Source organism: Arthrobacter sp. TMN-49 (assembly GCF_054511095.1).
Genome location: NZ_JBTNDH010000003.1, coordinates 36,827 through 52,418, shown reverse-complemented (window position 1 = coordinate 52,418; position 15,592 = coordinate 36,827). Strand labels below are relative to the sequence as shown.

Here is a 15,592-nt window from a genome sequence, read left to right as displayed (position 1 = left end):
GCAGGAGACGTCCAATGCGGTACGCGTAACTCTCTCGTTTGCGCGCGAGACGGGGGGGGTAAATCTACACAATTCTTGATTTTCCAATTCGGAAAAAGTAAACTTTCCATAACGGAAAGTGGGCAAGTAATGACTGAGGAAAAGCCATGTTCCGCAAGTTTTAGCCCCGCCTCGGCGCTCGGTGAGGCCGAAGAAGCAACCGACTCGATGGCCGACAATACCGAAGAGCCACGCAGCATGATGTTTGTTTTGCTCGTGATCATTTCCACCGGCTTCGGCTTAGTGGATATTGTCCCTTGGAGCGTCACCCTTAGCCTCTTTGGACTACTGATTCCAGTAGGCATTTGGTACTACCTAGTGATGAGGGAGCGGCCTAAGCAACGCACGGTCCTTAGCCACTCCGGGCCTTACATGGCCTATGTTCTGCTTTTCATGCTAATCATTCAGGCCGGCAGAGTCTGGGAAGCTAACTTGTGGTGGGAAGTTGCCTCCAAGTGGATCCTGATATTTTCCTTGGGCTGGTTCGCTACGTCACGCATTCGCACAGAGACGACTAAGAACCGAATCAAGGACGCCAATGAGCGCCCAATCTAGTCCTGCCGCCTTTGATGAATTGATTCATGCCCCGGTGCGCTTACGCATCTGTGCCGCTCTTGCGCCATTGCAATGGGCCGAATTTGCCCAGTTACGTGAAGCCCTCGGAGTCGCTGATTCAGTACTGAGCAAGCACCTTAAACAGCTCAACGATGCCGGGTACGTCGACATAGAACGCTTCATCAAAGGCGGGCGCAGCCATGTCAGGGTTGCGCTGACCGCATCAGGGAGGAAGGCCTACGTTGGACATGTTGCAGCATTGCGAGTCATGCTTGTCACGGAGCCCTAAGCCCCTCGCTGGCGGAACACCGAACCGGACCTGAGCCGAACCACCCCACTCAGGGTTGCCTCCTAGGGGCGTACGTGACGCACCGGGCCGGCTCAGTAAGGAACAATGGTCGAAGTTCCAATCAGGAGGCAGAAGCTTTGAAAAGGTTCTATGTTGCGTCGAGCTTCAGGAATATCGTCAACGTCCGGTACGTCGCGCAAACCTTGGAAAGCAAGGGCTACGTCAACACGTACGACTGGACCCAGAACGCGTCGGCGCGCGATGCGGGTACAGTCACGCTCGGTGATCTGCGCTCCATCGGGCAGCATGAGAGAGATGCAGTGATAGGTGCCGACGTCGTCGTATTCCTGCTTCCAGGCGGGAAGGGCACGCATGTTGAGCTTGGCATCGCGATCGCTCAAGGCAGAAGGACAATCCTGCATTCGCCGGACGAAGTCATCAACAACCTTGAGACCACCAGCACGTTCTACCACCTACCTGAGTTGGAGAAGTGCCACGGCACTCTAGACGACCTCTTAGCTATGATCGTCGGCCGAGACGTGACCGTTGCCGCTGTCTGACTCGATTCGTGTCGCAGTGAGGGTTCACCTGCGGTGCATGCAATACCTGGTATTCCTCGTCCAGGTCCCAAGGCCTAGGGTCCCGGAATCCGACCGTCTTACGGGACGCCGTGAATAGAGAACACTCAAACGGCTGCCAATACTTCCAACATGTTTCGGAATTCCGCCGCTGGGTGGATACTGTTGAGAAATGGTCAATCTTACGCGCGCAACTGAGACCGATATGGCTGAAATTTCAGAGTTCCTGCATATCGCTGACCTGACTCTGAGTGGACTCGATTCACCAACTGTGCACTTGTGGATCTCGCGGGATGAAACGACGGCACATATTCTCGCCTCGGCGGGATATGAAAGCAGTGAGGACGGGAGGCATGCGCTTATCCGAAGCGTTGCCGTTGATCCTGAGCGTCGCGGTTCAGGGATTGGGCTGAAGCTTGCCCAATTCGCGATCGAGAGAGCTGTCGAGGATGGGGCCAAACAGGCTTGGTTGTTTAGCCGGAGGTCTGGCCCATTCTGGCAGAAAGCCGGATTCACGGCGGCAGATACGAAGGATCTCGCCGTTGCTCTTGCGTCAACTCATCAAGTTCAACTGTTTACTGAAACTGGCCAGCTCGGACGTGAAGTTGCCTGGACCAGGCAGCTTTGACACACTTTCAGTGAGCGCCAGCACCCTCTTCGGACAAGAGAATCTGATAGAGGTTGTGGTCTTGCCAGGTCCCGGCGATTTGCAGGTATCGCGGAGCCATACCAATCTGCTGGAAACCAGCCTTCAGTAGTACCCGCTGCGAGCCGGCGTTGTGTAGCAACGTAGCCGCTTCGATGCGGTGCAACCCGAGTTCCTCGCGAGCCTTTTCCACGACCACCTGGACTGCAGCTGACACCAGCCCTCTACCTGTGTAGTCTCTATCCACCCAATAGCTCAGAACTCCACTTTGGAAGGGGCCTCGCGCTATTCCGGCAAGGTTGAAGCGACCGACAACGGTTTCACCAGAAAACAAACCAAAGGAAAACCCGTCGCCAGCCTCAATGGCAACAAGGCGGTGCGACATGTCAGCGGCCTGCCCTGCCTTGGGGGGTAATACACCTCAAGATGCACAGGGGGGGCTGACCAAGATTCGGTTGACATTCTGACTTGCGAATTTTTGGCTCGAAAGCAACAAGGAAACAGTGATGAAACCGTTGTTTCAAGCTTCGACTGAACAGATTGCTGGCTGGCTTGCCCTCGGCAGAATCCGGCACTGGACCACGCCGCCCATAATCGGGAGCCGTTGGCCAAGAAGCGGCACTCGATACGGACCATTCAGCCAGGCCCCGACCAAACACCCTACGGCTGGGTCATCCCGCATGGATACACGACCAGCACCCCGTGCCGCGCGGACCCTGAGTTTATCGACGCTCTCATGAGTTGTCCCGCTCGGGGCCACGTCTTCAACATAACCGCAGGTCAGAGTCGTACACACAAACCTAAGCACCTATCAGATTCGACCTGATGACCCCTGCTAAGTAAGAATCGTTGCTATGAGTAATTTAGGTCCTGCACAACCATGGGCGCGGCTTGGGAGCGACACTGCGTATGACGGCTTCGTGCGGATTCGCCGTGACGTCTATCGGACGGCCGACGGCGCCATCAGCAGTTGGGACGTCCTGGAAGAAAAGACCAGCGTGGCCGTCGTGGCCTTCACGCACGATCTCGAGCGCGTAGTGGTATTCGACCAATTCCGCGTGGGTCCGCAACAGGTGCTGGTCGAACTACCTGGCGGCGGTGTTGAAGACGGGGAGTCCGTTGAGGAAGGTGGCCGCCGTGAGCTACTAGAAGAAACTGGCTATCAGGCCGGGGACATCTTTCACGCTGGATCGGAATGGGCGTCCGCAAACTCAACGCGCCAAAAACACTTAGTCATCGCGACGGGCTGTGCCAAAGTCGCGGCTCCTTCCTGGGACGCTGACGAGATGGGTCGCCCCCATGAGATGGACCGCGACAGCTTCATGCAACACATCCTCGACGGCAATCTCACCGATGCCGGCCTGACCATGCGCGGACTGCATGTCCTGGCGCGCACCGAGCAACTGCCAGCACCGCTGCTGCCCCTACGCGACACCGTCCGGGACCTGCTCGCCACTAAATGATTCGGTGGCCGTCGCGGCGGCCGCTGGATATTTCGTTCAGATGACGTCGAGCATTTCACCGGCTTGATCACGCTGACCTCGCCAGGGAATCGACCAGAACGACGGCTGCTACTACGGTTGCCGTTGCCCGTGCAGGGTTGGTGGCAGTGCCAGCGAAGAAACGACCGTCAAAGGAAACTGGAGCGCCTGACATCTTCGGCTGGTCCCAGCGAGGCGAAATCAGACCGCCGGGTTTGTCCAAGAACAAGTTTGCACTTACGGAGCTCCCGGGAGTGGCCCGGCGCATCCATGCCTGCTGACCTAGCCGCTCGAGTATCTGCGGGGCTACGGGGCTCAACCGGCAGGAACTACCCCGGCAGCTCGTCGCATGGGGATGTGGGGAATCCCGTCCTCAATGAAGATTTCGCCACAGCGGAAAACCCAAACTTCTGATACCAGCGTTCAAGTTGTTGTTGCGCGTCAAGAGCGATCCTCTCCCCGCCGTATTCGCCCACGGCACGCCGCATGAGTTGTGCCACCAGGCCCTGGCCCCGGGCCTCGGCTGCGGTGGCGACCCGTCCGATGCGTCGACCATCTGGCTCCGCAAGAACTCTCAAAGTCGCAAGGATGCTACCGCCGTCCTCGGCCCAGAATAGCCGTGCCCCGGGCTCAATATCCCTGCCGTCCAAATCGTCGTAGGCGGCGCCCTGCTCAACGATAAAAACATCATTTCGGAGTCTCAGCACCGAATACAGAAGCACTGGATCCATCTTGGCGGCACAGGCCACCTGGAAATCAACAGGCACTCTTCACTCCGCTCCCGTCCCCCCAGAGGACTCCGCTACAGTCCTGCAGTTCTCTTGTTGACGCGTCGGGCGACGAGCCAATTTCATGATCATAGTCTGTTTGCCCCTGGTCCGAGCCGCCGCGCTCCGACACAGTGGGTGGATTCCTTCCGGTGCGGGCGCCCTCCCCTTAACACGACTTGGCTGGCAGAATCCCGTCGTGGTGTGCAGCGTTATTCGACACTGAAATACGGCGATCAATGGTGACGTACTCAAATCCTTAATGATAATGATTATCATTTAGGGTATTGTGTGGAGCGTGAACGATACTCTTCGAGCCACCCTGGACCCGCCGCGCCCCATGGCGCCTTCCCCTCCGACACGAAACACCGTCTGGCGGCGATACGGCACCGCCGCCATCATGTTCGCCGGCATCGTGGTGGTCATTCTGCTCTCCGCAAGCACCGGGCCGCTGGCTACCAGCCTGCCCGAAGCAGCGAAGATCATCACCGGACACTTGGTCCCGGGGATGGTGTGGATGCACGACGGCACCATCAGTGTCTCGCAAGACCAGGCTGTCTGGAGCTTCCGGCTGCCACGCACGCTGCTGGCCGGCATTGCCGGTGCCAGCCTGGCCCTGGCTGGAGCACTACTGCAGACAAATGTCCGTAATCCGCTGGCCGAACCCTATATCTTGGGTGTCTCGGCCGGAGCCGGGGTCGGGGCGGTACTGGCCATCGTGGCCGGGTCCACGGCGGTGTCCGGGCTGAGCCTGAACGCGGCCGCCTTCGTTGGGGCCGCCGGGGCCACGGTTCTGGTGTACCTGCTGGCCCAGCAGGGCGGGATGATCTCACCCTCCCGGCTCATTCTGGCCGGCGTCGCCCTCGGCTCATTGTTGGCCGCCATTACCAACTTCCTGACTATCACCACCGAGGCGCAAAACGTCTACAGCGTCCTCTTCTTCCTGCTCGGCAGCGTCTCCGCGGCAAGCTACCCGCAGCTAGTCCTGCCCGGGCTCGCCCTGGCCGGGGTCGGACTGTATGCCATGCTGCGCTCCCGGGCACTGAACGCCATGCTGGCAGGAGATGAGACAGCCATAGCGCTCGGTGTGAATGTCACGGCCATGCGGAGGACGCTGCTGCTGGCCACGGCCCTGCTGACCGCCACCACCGTCGCGGTGTGCGGCGGCATCGGCTTCGTGGGCCTGGTGGTGCCACACGCGGTGCGCATGATGGTCGGCTCGGACCACCGCAGGATGCTGCCGCTGGTCATCCTGGGCGGCGCCCTGTTCCTGATGCTCACCGATCTACTGGCCCGCACAGTGGCCCAGCCGGCCGAGATTCCCTTGGGCATCCTCACCGCAGCTGTCGGGGCACCCTGCTTCCTGTGGCTCATGCGCACTTCCGGCGCCCGTGCAGCGGGGGTGGATCGATGAACGTCTCGTTCGAGAATGTCAGCGTCACCCTTGGTGGACAACAGATCGTACACAATGTGTCATTGGAGGTACGCTCCGGCACGGTGCTTGGCCTTCTGGGCCCCAACGGTTGCGGCAAATCGACCCTGTTGCGCACCCTGTACCGCGCGCAGAAGCCCTCCTCAGGAACCGTGCGCGTCAATGGCACTGATGTTCGGTCACTGGACGGGCGCCAGGTGGCCCGGCGCATTGCCGTCATGGCCCAGGAGTCGACGCAGGAATTCCCCATCACCGTGCGGGAGATGGCAATGCTGGGCCGGGTGCCGCACCAGCGCGGATTCGGCGCCGACTCGGTTGCCGACCATGAACTCATTGACACGGCGTTGCGCGAGGTCGGGGCAGCGCAGCTAGCCACGCGGTACTTCGCCGGGCTCTCCGGTGGGGAGAAACAGCGCGTTCTGCTGGCCAGGACCTTGGTACAGCAGACACCCGTGCTGGTGTTGGATGAACCCACCAATCACCTGGACATCGCCTTCCAGCTAGAACTCATGTCCCTGGCCACCTCACGCGGACTCACTGTACTCACAGCCCTGCATGACATGAACCTGGCCGGCGAATATTGCGACCAGGTGGCCCTGATGCGGGCGGGAGAACTGCACGCCCACGGCGGACCACGTGAGGTACTCGATGAGAACGCCATCCGCACCGGCTTCGGCGTTGACTCACGCCGGCTCGAGCACCCACTCACTGGCCGGCCGCTGATCGCCGTCGCCCGGCTTGCCCCTCAACCCGCGACACACCACTAACCACGAATACCAACAAGTCAAGGAACACGCATGAACAACAAACCCCTAATTCTCATCACCGGGCTGCTGCTGGGCAGCACACTGCTGGGCGGCTGTGGTCAAGCAGTCTCCGCCACGGCGCCGCAGGAGTCCACCGGTGCCACGAAAACCATCAAGAACTGCGGGCACACGCTTTCCTTCGCCGCCGTGCCACAGCGGTCCGTGGCCATGACGCCGGGCCAGTCCGAGATCCTGGTGCGTCTGGGCCAGGCGGACAAGGTCGTGGCAGAAGCTCAAAGCAAGGGCAAGGAACTCATGCCCGAACTTGCCGACCTAGGCACCGCCAAGCAGTTGAGCGATCAGGGCCCGCCGTCGCGCGAGGTCCTGCTGGGCGTTGCCCCGGATCTGGTGTACTCACCCACCAGCTACGAATTCACCGCAGAGCAGGGATTCGCCAGCATCGACCAGCTCAAGGCCGCCGGCGCACAGGCGTACATCGCTACGGCCGGCTGTCCCGAACGCCGCAGCGGGGCCAAGGTGACGGACCTGCTCACCGACATCGAAAACATGGGCACCATCTTTGACGCCACCCAGCAAGCCGCGACGCTGGCCGGCGAGGCGAAGGGCGCCCTAGCCGACGTCACCGCACGGGTCGCCGAGCTACCGAAGCCCTCCGTTGCCGAGCTCTTCGTGGAAGGCAACACCATCGCCGCGATTGGGGCGGGCATTGAATACAACATGATCGAGCTCGCCGGTGGCGAAAACGTGTTCAGCCCCGACGACAAGGCGTTCGCCCAGTTCTTCTCCTCGGTCATCTCGCCCGAGACGTTGGTCGCCAAGAACCCGGAGGTCATCGTGTTCACCACTATCGACAAGGCCCACGAGCAGGCGACCCTCGAGTTCTTGCGCACCAAGTTCCCGCAACTGGACGCCGTGAAGAACGACCGCCTCGTGGCCATCGACTCCGACGACGTCATGCCGGGCACCTGGGGCAATCTCCGAGCCGTGGGGCAGATCGCCAAGGGTCTTCACCCCGCCGCGTTCTAGGGCCCACCGCACACACCGAGGCCTTCGGGATCCGCCATCTGGCGGACTCCGAAGGCCTTCCTGTGCCCAGGCGGGGATCGGCGAAGCCAGGGTTTCGGGCAAGGAGCAGGGAGATGGAAGATGACCAGGCCGGCCCGCGATGGCGGGCCGGCCTGGTTCTCAGGTCTCCCCCGGACGGATGCCCTACACCGGCTGGGCTACGGGCAAGGCGTGCAGGCCGGCGAGGTCGACCCGCCGGTCGCAACGTGCCAACGTGGATTCCCGGTGGGAGATCGTGATGACGGTCGTGTTCGGGGCGAGTGCCGCCACCGCATCAAGCAGGATCGTTTCAGTGGCCGCATCCAGAGACGCGGTGGGCTCGTCCAGCACCAGCACGCGCGGCTGCACCAGCAGCGCGCGGGCCAGGGCAATACGGGCACGCTCCCCTCCCGACACGCCCGAGCCGGCCTCGCCGATCATGGTGTGAACGCCGTCGGGCCAGCGCGCGGCATCCAGCCGAAGCCCTGCGCGGCCCAGGGCTGCAATAGCCTGGTCCGCGGTGGCCCCGGGGACAGCCAAGCGCATGTTATCCAGCAGCGACCCGTGAAAGATCGTGGCGTCCTGCTCCACGAGCGTGACCAATCCGCGGAAAACCTGCAGGTCAACGGAGGCGGCGTCCACCAACCCGCCACTGGTCGGAGCCAGGCCGATGGAGCCCATGTCCGGGGCCCAGAGCCGTGCTAGTAGACGGGCCAGGGTGGTCTTTCCAGCCCCCGAGCGGCCCGAGATGCCCAGATGCTCCCCTGGTGCAACGGACAACCATGTGGGTTCCAGCGCCGGTGCGCCGTCCCCGTAGGCGAAGCCCGCACCGCTGACCTCGATGCCGAGCGGCCCCGAGGCGGAAAAGGGATACACCGGTGCCGGGACGGGCCCCTGCGCCGGCATGGAGATTCCCGCCAGCACCCGGGCCGCACTGGCTCGATGAGGTTGCAATTGGGTCAATACCGCGACAGCCTCCATCAGGGGGGAGAGCAGCGTGAGCGTTCCGGCAACCACGGCCGGGATCCACAGCGGATCAAGGCCCGGCTGGTTCCAGGCGGTCAGGAACACGGCAACAAGGATGCCCAGGGAGCACAGTTCGCGCACACTGGCGGCGGCAGTCTCACGCACCTTCAGTTGCCGTTCCGCCCGGGCCACGGCCAGGGTGGCCTCGGTAAGCTGGCGCTGCACCTGCTCCTGCAGCCCGAAGCCGAGGATTTCCCGGGACCCGGCAAGCAGGTCAACGGCAAGGGCCGATTGGTCAGATTTCGCCCGTTGCACGTCCTCACCCAGGCGAGCGTTGGCGCGCAGCCAGGGCAGGGTCAGCAGCACCAGCGCTGCGAGACCCAGCACCAGGCTGGCAGCCAGCGGCCCGCCGAGCTGATACAGCCCCGCGGTGCCGCCGAGCAGCAACACCACGGCCGCGGCCAGCTGGGTCAGCGTGTGGGCGTAGAAGAATTCAAGCTTCTCCGTATCCCCCATGGCGGTGGCCGCCAGCCGTCCGGTGTGCTGCCCGGGACTCCGGGACGGCACCCCGCGGGAAAACCCATCAAAAAGCCCCATGCGCAACGACGCGAGCACCCGGTAAGCAATGGAGTGCGACAAGTCCATCTCGTGCCAGGTCAGCACGGCGCGCAGCAGCACAGCCGTGCCGGCCGCGATCCACCAGCCCGGGGCCACCAACTGCCTCTCGACCAAGGCCGAGGTCACAGCGTAGGACCCTGCCACGGCCAGAAAGACCAGGGCAAGGTTGTTGGCCAGACCCACCACTCCGGTCCAGACCAGGGCCAGGCGGTGGTCGGACAGCTGCCCAACCAGCCCCCACAGGGGATCGGCCCGGCGTCGGCCGGTGTCGGTGTTCTGCGGACTCATGGCGCCTCCGTGGTTGTGGTCGGGATGGTTTCGCACAGGGTGCCCTGCTGCAGGTGCAGCACGGTGTCAGCAGCGTCAAGGGCCTCGGCGCGGTGGGCTATCATCACCACGATGCGGTGCCGGGCCTCGGCGCGCAGGGAGTTCATGAGTTCGATCGCCAGGTCCGGGTTCAGCGCCGAAGTGGGTTCATCCAACAACAGCACCGGGCGGTCGGCCAGAATGGCGCGGGCGACTGCCAGTCGCTGGAGCTGGCCACCGGACAGCGAGTGCCCGGCCTCCGACAGCACTGTGTCGAGGCCGCGGGGCCACGATTCAAGCTCGCGTGCCAGCCCCACCCTGGCCAGCACTGCGCGCATCCGGGTGTCGTCCGCCTCGGGCCGCACTGCTTCTAGGTTCGCCCGGATGGTGCCCGGGAACAAATAACTGTGCTGGGACACCACGCTGATGTCCTCGGTGTGCAGCGGCCGCCCGTCCAACAAGCATTGGCCGTCGAAGGGAAGGAACCCGAGCATGATGTCAAAGAGCGTACTCTTGCCGGCGCCCGAGGTCCCGGCCAAAACCGTGATCCCGCCGCGGCGGATGCGGGCCGAGGCTCCGTCCAGCACCCACGGAGTTTGAGCTCCATAGCGGAAGGACACGTTTTCCAGCACTAACGTGCGACCGCCGGATTCACTGTCGCCGGGGGCCTTCGCGAGGCCCGGCGCAGGGACAGCCGCGGGCTGGGCTGGCTTTTGGCCGTCGCTGCCGATAACAGCATCGATGCTGCCCAGTGCCGAGATGCCCAGGTACCCGGAGTGCCATTGGCGCGCCAAGTCGCGGACGGGCCGAAAGACCTCCGAGGCCAGAATGAGCGCGAAAAAGGTCTGTGCCGGATCTCCGCCACCACCCGAGGGCAGGACACCCAGTGCGGCCAGCGCGGTCAAGGCCGCGGCGGCCAAAAGCCCGGCCTGGATGCCGAGGTCCGCCAACGCCGTATCGGCGAGTGAGGCCCGCATGGTGGCCACTGTGGCCCGGTGCAGTGCCTCTGAACGATCGTGCAGCCGGACGCGAAAGCGCGAAACGGCGTCGAGGGTCTTCAGCGTACGCATGCCCTGCAACGCCTCGAGGAAGTCCGCACTCAGTGCCTCGTAGGAGTCCCAGTGCGTGGCCCCACGCCGCGCCAGGAGCTTGCTCCACAGCCGCGGGGCCCCCACTGCCACCACGATGGCAAGTAACAAAGCGCCGGCCAGTACGGGGTTCAGCACGGCGACCCCGGCCAGCAGGATCGGGCACAGGATCTGCAGTTGCAGGGCATGGGGGATGTAGGCGGTGACGTAGGGTTCCACCCCGTCAACCCCCTCGCTCAGCGCCAGTCGGCGTGCCCCACTGCGTTCGTCGTTGTCGCGCAGTCGCTCCGGGCGCAACAGGGCAGCCGTCAAGGTTGTACGCAGTTCCAGGCGTACTGCAGTCCCCAACGCACTGGCCAGCCTGGCCTGCAGTTGTTGCAGCGCCGCGCGCAGAAGGCCGCAACCGAGCACTGCCAGTAGGCTGCCAGTCACTAGCGCTGCGGAGTGCCCGTGGCCCGGCAGGAGCGCGGCAAGAGCGCTGGCCAGAAACCACGCCTGCGCCCAGTAGCTGGCGGTGCTCAGGCACACAACGGCGGTGAGCGAGTGGAGGCGGCGGTGTCCGTGGGTCAGAGCCAGCAGGCGCCTATTCACCAACATGTGTGGTTCCTTCCAATGGGGGTGCCCGGAAGCCGAGCGCATGAAGCGTGGTGAACCCGTCACGGGTCCCGGTCCAGCCCGCCACGGGCCGGAAGGCATAGTCCCTCTCGGCAGCCAAGACGGAATAGAGCAGGTGGGCGGCGGCCCCGGCCGCCCACCACATGGACGTTTCATCCGGCTCGCAGCGGGTGCGAAAGAGCAGCATCCCTTCTAATGCACCGATCCATTCCTGTCCCGCACAGTCCAAGTGCACTTTTTGAGCGCGAATACTGTCCTGGTCGAGGACTAGGACCTCGCACCCGGGCGGGGCTGGTAGCGGGAAGTCCGTCAGCAACGTCTCCCACCGTGGCGCCGACGCGCGGCGGCCCGACGTCGTCGTCGGGGGCAGGGGCAGGGGCAGGCTGCGCCGGCGTCGCAAGTCTGCGGCACTGACACCGGCGGTCGGCGTCAGTTCCTGTGTGCTTTCGGGATGGTGGAGCCCCGAACCGGCTGCCCAGCGCACCACCGCAGCCAGCGTCCGCGGCTGCCGCGCAGGGCATGGCTGCGGCCACCCAACAGGCCCGGCGGCGCTGGCCCACTGGGCCAACACGGGTAGTTCCTCCCCCGCACCCACGGCCAAGGCGGCAATGGCCAGTTCAGGCCCGGTGCCGGGCCAGTGCTCCTGCCACCGCGCGTAGTCAGGAAGCCTGGCCGCGACAGCCAGGGAGGCTGGATCCGCTGTGAGCCACCGGCTCCGCAACCCCCGTGAAGCCGCATGGTGCGCGACACCCACGAGGGCGTAGGCGGTGTCGGCCAGGAGCAGCGGCAGGGCCCGGTGGTGGTATTTCGCCGCGGTTCGCTGAGGCAGCACGGTAAACACGACGACGGCGCCAGCCATGCCGGGCGCGGATCCGGCCCGGCGGTGTGTGGTGGAATCCTCGGTGTTGTAGGCATGGATTCCCGGCGGCACGTCACAATCGACGCCGCACAACAGGTGCACTTGCACCGGATAGCAGGCACCGGCCGACGGGATGGCCCGTTGCGTGGTGGTGCCGGGCGCCCCGGTGGCGGGGTTCAGATGGTAGCCGCCCGTTTTCCAGAGCGTATCGAGGACCTCGGCGATTGGCACCGCGGCATCTGGTGGCCTGTGCTCAGGGCTTATGGGCTGATCCCAGCTGTTGTGCCGCGGACCGGGGTGCGTCATGGCCCCGGGGACCCGGTCGGACCAGGCCGCGGTGAAATCCTCGCGGGGGTGCTGGTGGTGAGAGTTTTTCATGGGGCCTACATGTGGGGTGGCGGTGCGAGGGTGAAATCCGCCGGGGACTGCGGTCGCACGTCCCGCCAGCCGCGGTTCACCGCGACGTCGGCGATGCGCGGGCAGCCCAGGTAGGCGAACGCGGCAGGGGCGTTGGGCACCAGCCCGCCCACCACGACCCGGACAACGCTCAATCCGGTCAGGCTGACGTCTTGCGTGGTCAGTTCGCGGGTGTAGACCTCGTGTCCGGCACGGGCCAGCCGCCGGTGGACCTCCTCCATGGGAACTGCTGCCACCTCGTCGATGTCCACCAGTCCGCCGTCAGGTGCCTTGAATCTCTCGGCCAGAGCGTGCATCCGGGGGTCGAGCCACACCTGCACGTGCGCCCCCAGATCCCTGACGGCCTCGAAGTCCTCACCGGTGTCCTGCAAGTAGCGGCGGTCTGCACGGTGTTCCAGGTACAGGCCCCGGGCCATGAGCCCGGCCTCGACGGCCTGAAAGACCCAGCCGCCGGAGTCCGTAATGCCCTGGGTATAGATCCAGGTGTGAACCGCCTCGAGGACGGCCTTGCGGGCAGCCTCGGCCGGGTCGCTCTTACACGAGAACCCGGCGGCGTAGAGTCCCGTGTCGGGGTCGAAGATCAGTGCCGCCATGGCCGGAGCAAACTCGCTTGGCATTTCCACAACCCAGTATTCGAGTCGGCAGCCTTCCATGGCCTGCGCCAGGCCGGGGATCGACTCGGTGCGGATGCCCCGGGTGGGGCCATCCAGATGCCACCAGATTTCCAGGGCGTCGCGTTCCACGGTTTCCAGCACGGCCCGGTCCCTGGCGTCGGCGAACCCCTGCCCGGTTGCGATGCCGGCGTAGTTGAGGTGATGGATCCTGGGCAGGTGGGCGAAGCGCCGTTGCCGCCAGTTTAGGTAGACCAGGCTGGCGGGCAGCCAGACCTCCTGCCCGTCGCCGTGGCGGCGGCAGGAAGTCCAGAGAGTTTCGGTGTCTTCCGCCAGATCCCGGTACGGGAAACCTTGGCGCTCCAGCTGCCAGGGGGCGAACTGGGGCAGCTCGTGCAGCGGCACCACGCGGTGCCCGGCCGCGGCAGCCTGCCGGGCGCTGCCGATGAAATGCTCGGCGTCGGGCACCTCGGCCGGGAGGAAGTTGCCGCAATAGCGTTCCATCCCCTCGGCCACCGCGGCGATCCACGCTTGCCGCTTGTCCCCGAAGGTGGTGCCCAGTGAGACGCGGTCCGCGGGCCAGTCCCCCAGCCAGCGGGCGTCGGAGACCTCGGCGGTCATGGAGGTGTAGGCGGGTGGCGCGTTCTCCGGTGTGAGCACGGAGCGGACCCGGCGGATGATGCCGGTGTGTTCATCCACCAAGGTGTGCAACGGCAGCAGGCCAAGTTGTTCGGCTGTGGTCATGAGGGTGAGTCGCATTCTGCTGGAACGGGTGGATTGATGGCGGCACGTGGGCGTGCAGGGTTGACCGGCGCCCAGGGATCGGTGCGAAGTGGCGTGAAGTGCCGGCGGAACGGGCGCTGGTGGGCACCGTCAAGGAAATCGCGGATCTGAGCCATGAGGCCGCCGTGGCCGCGTAGCACTGCCGCGGCGACGGGGTCCAGATCCGCTGTGAGCCGGTGGCCCCAGGGGCCCGTGAGTAAGCCGGTGTTGCCCACGGCCCACGCCCCGGCCAACTCCAGAGCCTCGCGGACAAAGAAGTCCCGGTCCCCGGAAATGACCAGCAGGGGCGTTCGGCAGGCTCCGTAACGTCGGCGCAGGTCCAGCTTCGGTGCGTTCCAGAGCCGGTCCCAGTGGTCTGGTGCGTGCGTGCCGTAGATGGTGGCAGGCATCGCATGGCGCACACCACGGGTCCTTGCCTCGTGGCAGCGTCGATTCAGGTCCGCCGGGGTCAGCGGGGCGTACGATTCGGCGCCGAATCCGTGCATGTGCCACCAGCCAATCCGGTCGCGCAGGCGCGCGGTGCCGTCCGGTTTTCGGGCTGTCTCAAAGAGTCCGAGCGCGGGAACCATGGCGATCACTGCCGCGACACGCACCGGCTGTGCATCGGTTTCCAGGCACCGGGCGGCCTCCAGTGCGCAATGTGCATCGTAGGAGGCCCCGGCCAGGACCAACACGCCGTTCGGCAGACCAGCGCGTGCCAGAAAGCGTGCGGTTTCTGCCCCGTCTGGGCCCTCGGCGGAGTAGGGCAGCCACGTTCCGGTGGAATCGTAACGGCCGCGTACGTCCTGGACAAGCACGTCGTATCCTTGTGCCTGCCACGCACCGGCCTGGGCCCGGTAGGCATGGCGGTCGTAGGGTGTGCGGATCAGCACGACGCCACGGCTCGTGTCCTTGCCGGAACGGTAGTGGTCGCCAGCCAGTACGGTACCGTCGCGCAGCGGTGTGTTTAGAGATATTGGCTCGGGCCGGGATTCGGGGTTCACCGTACGGGACCGGGCCGTTGTGCGGGTTCGGCAAATCCAAGGACAGGATGTTCGCTGCTGCACAGCGTTCGCGTGTCCAACCGCCAGAGGGTGCGGCGATGTATCGCCAGCTCCGGGCTGTCGTGCTGCCATGCCGCAACCATGGCTCGGATCCGCAGGCCCAGGAACTGGGTGGCCAGGGGTGGCAGCCCCGCCAGCGTGGCATCGCCGGACCGGATGGTGTTGAGCCAGTAGCGTAGTTCGGCCGAGGCGACGGAGGCGGCCAGCCTGCGGCGAACCACCTGCGACCCGGTCGGGTCAGCGGCAGAGGTCGCCAGTGGATCGACAAAGAGGATCTCTCCCTCGCGGTAGCAGCGCAGCACGGCCGTACCTGCCGCCGGCAGCGCGTCCAATGTTGATCGTTCCACCCTGGTGGTGGCCACCTGGATGACCAGGCCATGTGGTTGTGTCAGGCTCCCGGTGTTAGCAATGCGTTGGACATCGAGCCCTTGCAGCACCGAAGTGACAGGCTCCCAGCCGGCATCCGGAGCAAGCAGGGCGAGGCGCTCCCGCCCCGGCCGCGGCTGCATTCTTTGGGTTGCACGTGCCTGGAGTTGCCTCCTGACTTGGTCCTGGGAAGTTTCCACCAGGGGCACCGGCGCCCCGGTGGGCGACGTCACACGCAGGAACGCGCCATCGCCGGACCGCACCGTGGCGCGTCCCTCGAGCTCGAAAACGTCGGTTGTCGCGATATTCATGGGTCCTTTCA

16 protein-coding genes are annotated in these 15,592 nt (G+C 64.6%); 8 read left to right on the top strand and 8 right to left on the bottom strand.

Annotated features, from left to right (window positions below; translation table 11 throughout):
* Window positions 1-129: 129 nt before the first annotated feature.
* From ACX80E_RS02385 to ACX80E_RS02370, 4 genes are all read left to right on the top strand, one after another.
* Complete coding sequence (locus ACX80E_RS02385) at window positions 130-594, top strand: hypothetical protein (RefSeq protein WP_459300178.1); 465 nt, start codon at window positions 130-132, stop codon at window positions 592-594.
* Window positions 578-883 carry a transcriptional regulator gene (locus ACX80E_RS02380; protein ID WP_459300176.1) on the top strand — a complete coding sequence of 102 codons (306 nt, stop codon included), beginning with the start codon at window positions 578-580 and terminating at the stop codon, window positions 881-883. The genes ACX80E_RS02385 and ACX80E_RS02380 overlap by 17 nt, the downstream gene beginning before the upstream one ends.
* A 74-nt stretch (window positions 884-957) precedes the next feature.
* Window positions 958-1,443 (top strand): hypothetical protein, encoded by a 486-nt coding sequence (locus ACX80E_RS02375; RefSeq protein WP_459300174.1) that lies wholly within the window; start codon window positions 958-960, stop codon window positions 1,441-1,443.
* A 190-nt stretch (window positions 1,444-1,633) separates the two neighbouring features.
* Entirely contained in the window at window positions 1,634-2,089 is a 456-nt protein-coding gene (locus ACX80E_RS02370) for a GNAT family N-acetyltransferase (protein ID WP_459300172.1), read from the top strand.
* 7 nt (window positions 2,090-2,096) lie between these two features.
* Here the strand turns inward: ACX80E_RS02370 and ACX80E_RS02365 are convergent, their stop codons facing one another.
* Window positions 2,097-2,492, bottom strand: coding sequence for a GNAT family N-acetyltransferase (locus ACX80E_RS02365; RefSeq protein ID WP_459300170.1), 396 nt, complete (start codon window positions 2,490-2,492; stop codon window positions 2,097-2,099).
* 469 nt (window positions 2,493-2,961) lie between these two features.
* Between ACX80E_RS02365 and ACX80E_RS02360 the strand changes: the two genes are divergently transcribed.
* Complete coding sequence (locus ACX80E_RS02360) at window positions 2,962-3,570, top strand: NUDIX hydrolase (protein WP_459300168.1); 609 nt, start codon at window positions 2,962-2,964, stop codon at window positions 3,568-3,570.
* A gap of 347 nt (window positions 3,571-3,917) precedes the next feature.
* On the opposite strand, the gene ACX80E_RS02355 is transcribed toward ACX80E_RS02360, so the two are convergent.
* Window positions 3,918-4,355, bottom strand: coding sequence for a GNAT family N-acetyltransferase (locus ACX80E_RS02355; protein WP_459300166.1), 438 nt, complete (start codon window positions 4,353-4,355; stop codon window positions 3,918-3,920).
* A gap of 298 nt (window positions 4,356-4,653) precedes the next feature.
* Here ACX80E_RS02355 and ACX80E_RS02350 point away from each other — a divergent pair, with 298 nt between their 5' ends.
* The 3 genes from ACX80E_RS02350 to ACX80E_RS02340 are packed head-to-tail and all read left to right on the top strand — an operon-like array spanning window position 4,654 to window position 7,580.
* Window positions 4,654-5,769: a FecCD family ABC transporter permease gene (locus ACX80E_RS02350; protein WP_459300164.1), complete on the top strand. Its 1,116-nt coding sequence runs from the start codon at window positions 4,654-4,656 to the stop codon at window positions 5,767-5,769.
* A complete protein-coding gene (locus ACX80E_RS02345) occupies window positions 5,766-6,554 on the top strand; it encodes an ABC transporter ATP-binding protein (RefSeq protein WP_459300162.1) in 789 nt (262 codons plus the stop codon). Before ACX80E_RS02350 ends, ACX80E_RS02345 begins: the two co-directional genes overlap by 4 nt.
* Before the next feature lie 30 nt (window positions 6,555-6,584).
* Window positions 6,585-7,580: an ABC transporter substrate-binding protein gene (locus ACX80E_RS02340; protein ID WP_459300160.1), complete on the top strand. Its 996-nt coding sequence runs from the start codon at window positions 6,585-6,587 to the stop codon at window positions 7,578-7,580.
* A 183-nt stretch (window positions 7,581-7,763) separates the two neighbouring features.
* Here the strand turns inward: ACX80E_RS02340 and ACX80E_RS02335 are convergent, their stop codons facing one another.
* Genes ACX80E_RS02335 through ACX80E_RS02310 form a run of 6 tightly spaced genes read right to left on the bottom strand, consistent with a single transcriptional unit; the run spans window position 7,764 to window position 15,581 of the window.
* Window positions 7,764-9,470: an amino acid ABC transporter ATP-binding/permease protein gene (locus tag ACX80E_RS02335; protein WP_459300158.1), complete on the bottom strand. Its 1,707-nt coding sequence runs from the start codon at window positions 9,468-9,470 to the stop codon at window positions 7,764-7,766.
* The gene (locus tag ACX80E_RS02330) at window positions 9,467-11,173 is read right to left on the bottom strand and encodes an ABC transporter ATP-binding protein/permease (protein WP_459300156.1); all 1,707 of its coding nucleotides are present in this window, start codon (window positions 11,171-11,173) and stop codon (window positions 9,467-9,469) included. The genes ACX80E_RS02335 and ACX80E_RS02330 overlap by 4 nt, the downstream gene beginning before the upstream one ends.
* Window positions 11,160-12,428 carry a nitroreductase family protein gene (locus ACX80E_RS02325; RefSeq protein WP_459300154.1) on the bottom strand — a complete coding sequence of 423 codons (1,269 nt, stop codon included), beginning with the start codon at window positions 12,426-12,428 and terminating at the stop codon, window positions 11,160-11,162. Before ACX80E_RS02325 ends, ACX80E_RS02330 begins: the two co-directional genes overlap by 14 nt.
* A gap of 5 nt (window positions 12,429-12,433) precedes the next feature.
* Window positions 12,434-13,822: a YcaO-like family protein gene (locus tag ACX80E_RS02320; protein WP_459300153.1), complete on the bottom strand. Its 1,389-nt coding sequence runs from the start codon at window positions 13,820-13,822 to the stop codon at window positions 12,434-12,436.
* On the bottom strand, window positions 13,819-14,844 hold the full coding sequence (locus tag ACX80E_RS02315) for a CocE/NonD family hydrolase (RefSeq protein ID WP_459300151.1): 1,026 nt from the start codon (window positions 14,842-14,844) through the stop codon (window positions 13,819-13,821). The genes ACX80E_RS02320 and ACX80E_RS02315 overlap by 4 nt, the downstream gene beginning before the upstream one ends.
* A complete protein-coding gene (locus tag ACX80E_RS02310; protein WP_459300149.1) occupies window positions 14,841-15,581 on the bottom strand; it encodes a hypothetical protein in 741 nt (246 codons plus the stop codon). Before ACX80E_RS02310 ends, ACX80E_RS02315 begins: the two co-directional genes overlap by 4 nt.
* Window positions 15,582-15,592: the final 11 nt, after the last annotated feature.

Coding starts and splice junctions, on each gene's coding strand:
- ACX80E_RS02385 (WP_459300178.1), top strand. CDS start 130: ATGACTGAGGAAAAGCCATGTTCCGCAAGTTTTAGCCCCGCCTCGGCG.
- ACX80E_RS02380 (WP_459300176.1), top strand. CDS start 578: ATGAGCGCCCAATCTAGTCCTGCCGCCTTTGATGAATTGATTCATGCC.
- ACX80E_RS02370 (WP_459300172.1), top strand. CDS start 1,634: ATGGTCAATCTTACGCGCGCAACTGAGACCGATATGGCTGAAATTTCA.
- ACX80E_RS02365 (WP_459300170.1), bottom strand. CDS start 2,492: ATGTCGCACCGCCTTGTTGCCATTGAGGCTGGCGACGGGTTTTCCTTT.
- ACX80E_RS02360 (WP_459300168.1), top strand. CDS start 2,962: ATGAGTAATTTAGGTCCTGCACAACCATGGGCGCGGCTTGGGAGCGAC.
- ACX80E_RS02345 (WP_459300162.1), top strand. CDS start 5,766: ATGAACGTCTCGTTCGAGAATGTCAGCGTCACCCTTGGTGGACAACAG.
- ACX80E_RS02340 (WP_459300160.1), top strand. CDS start 6,585: ATGAACAACAAACCCCTAATTCTCATCACCGGGCTGCTGCTGGGCAGC.
- ACX80E_RS02335 (WP_459300158.1), bottom strand. CDS start 9,470: ATGAGTCCGCAGAACACCGACACCGGCCGACGCCGGGCCGATCCCCTG.
- ACX80E_RS02330 (WP_459300156.1), bottom strand. CDS start 11,173: ATGTTGGTGAATAGGCGCCTGCTGGCTCTGACCCACGGACACCGCCGC.
- ACX80E_RS02325 (WP_459300154.1), bottom strand. CDS start 12,428: ATGAAAAACTCTCACCACCAGCACCCCCGCGAGGATTTCACCGCGGCC.
- ACX80E_RS02320 (WP_459300153.1), bottom strand. CDS start 13,822: ATGACCACAGCCGAACAACTTGGCCTGCTGCCGTTGCACACCTTGGTG.
- ACX80E_RS02310 (WP_459300149.1), bottom strand. CDS start 15,581: ATGAATATCGCGACAACCGACGTTTTCGAGCTCGAGGGACGCGCCACG.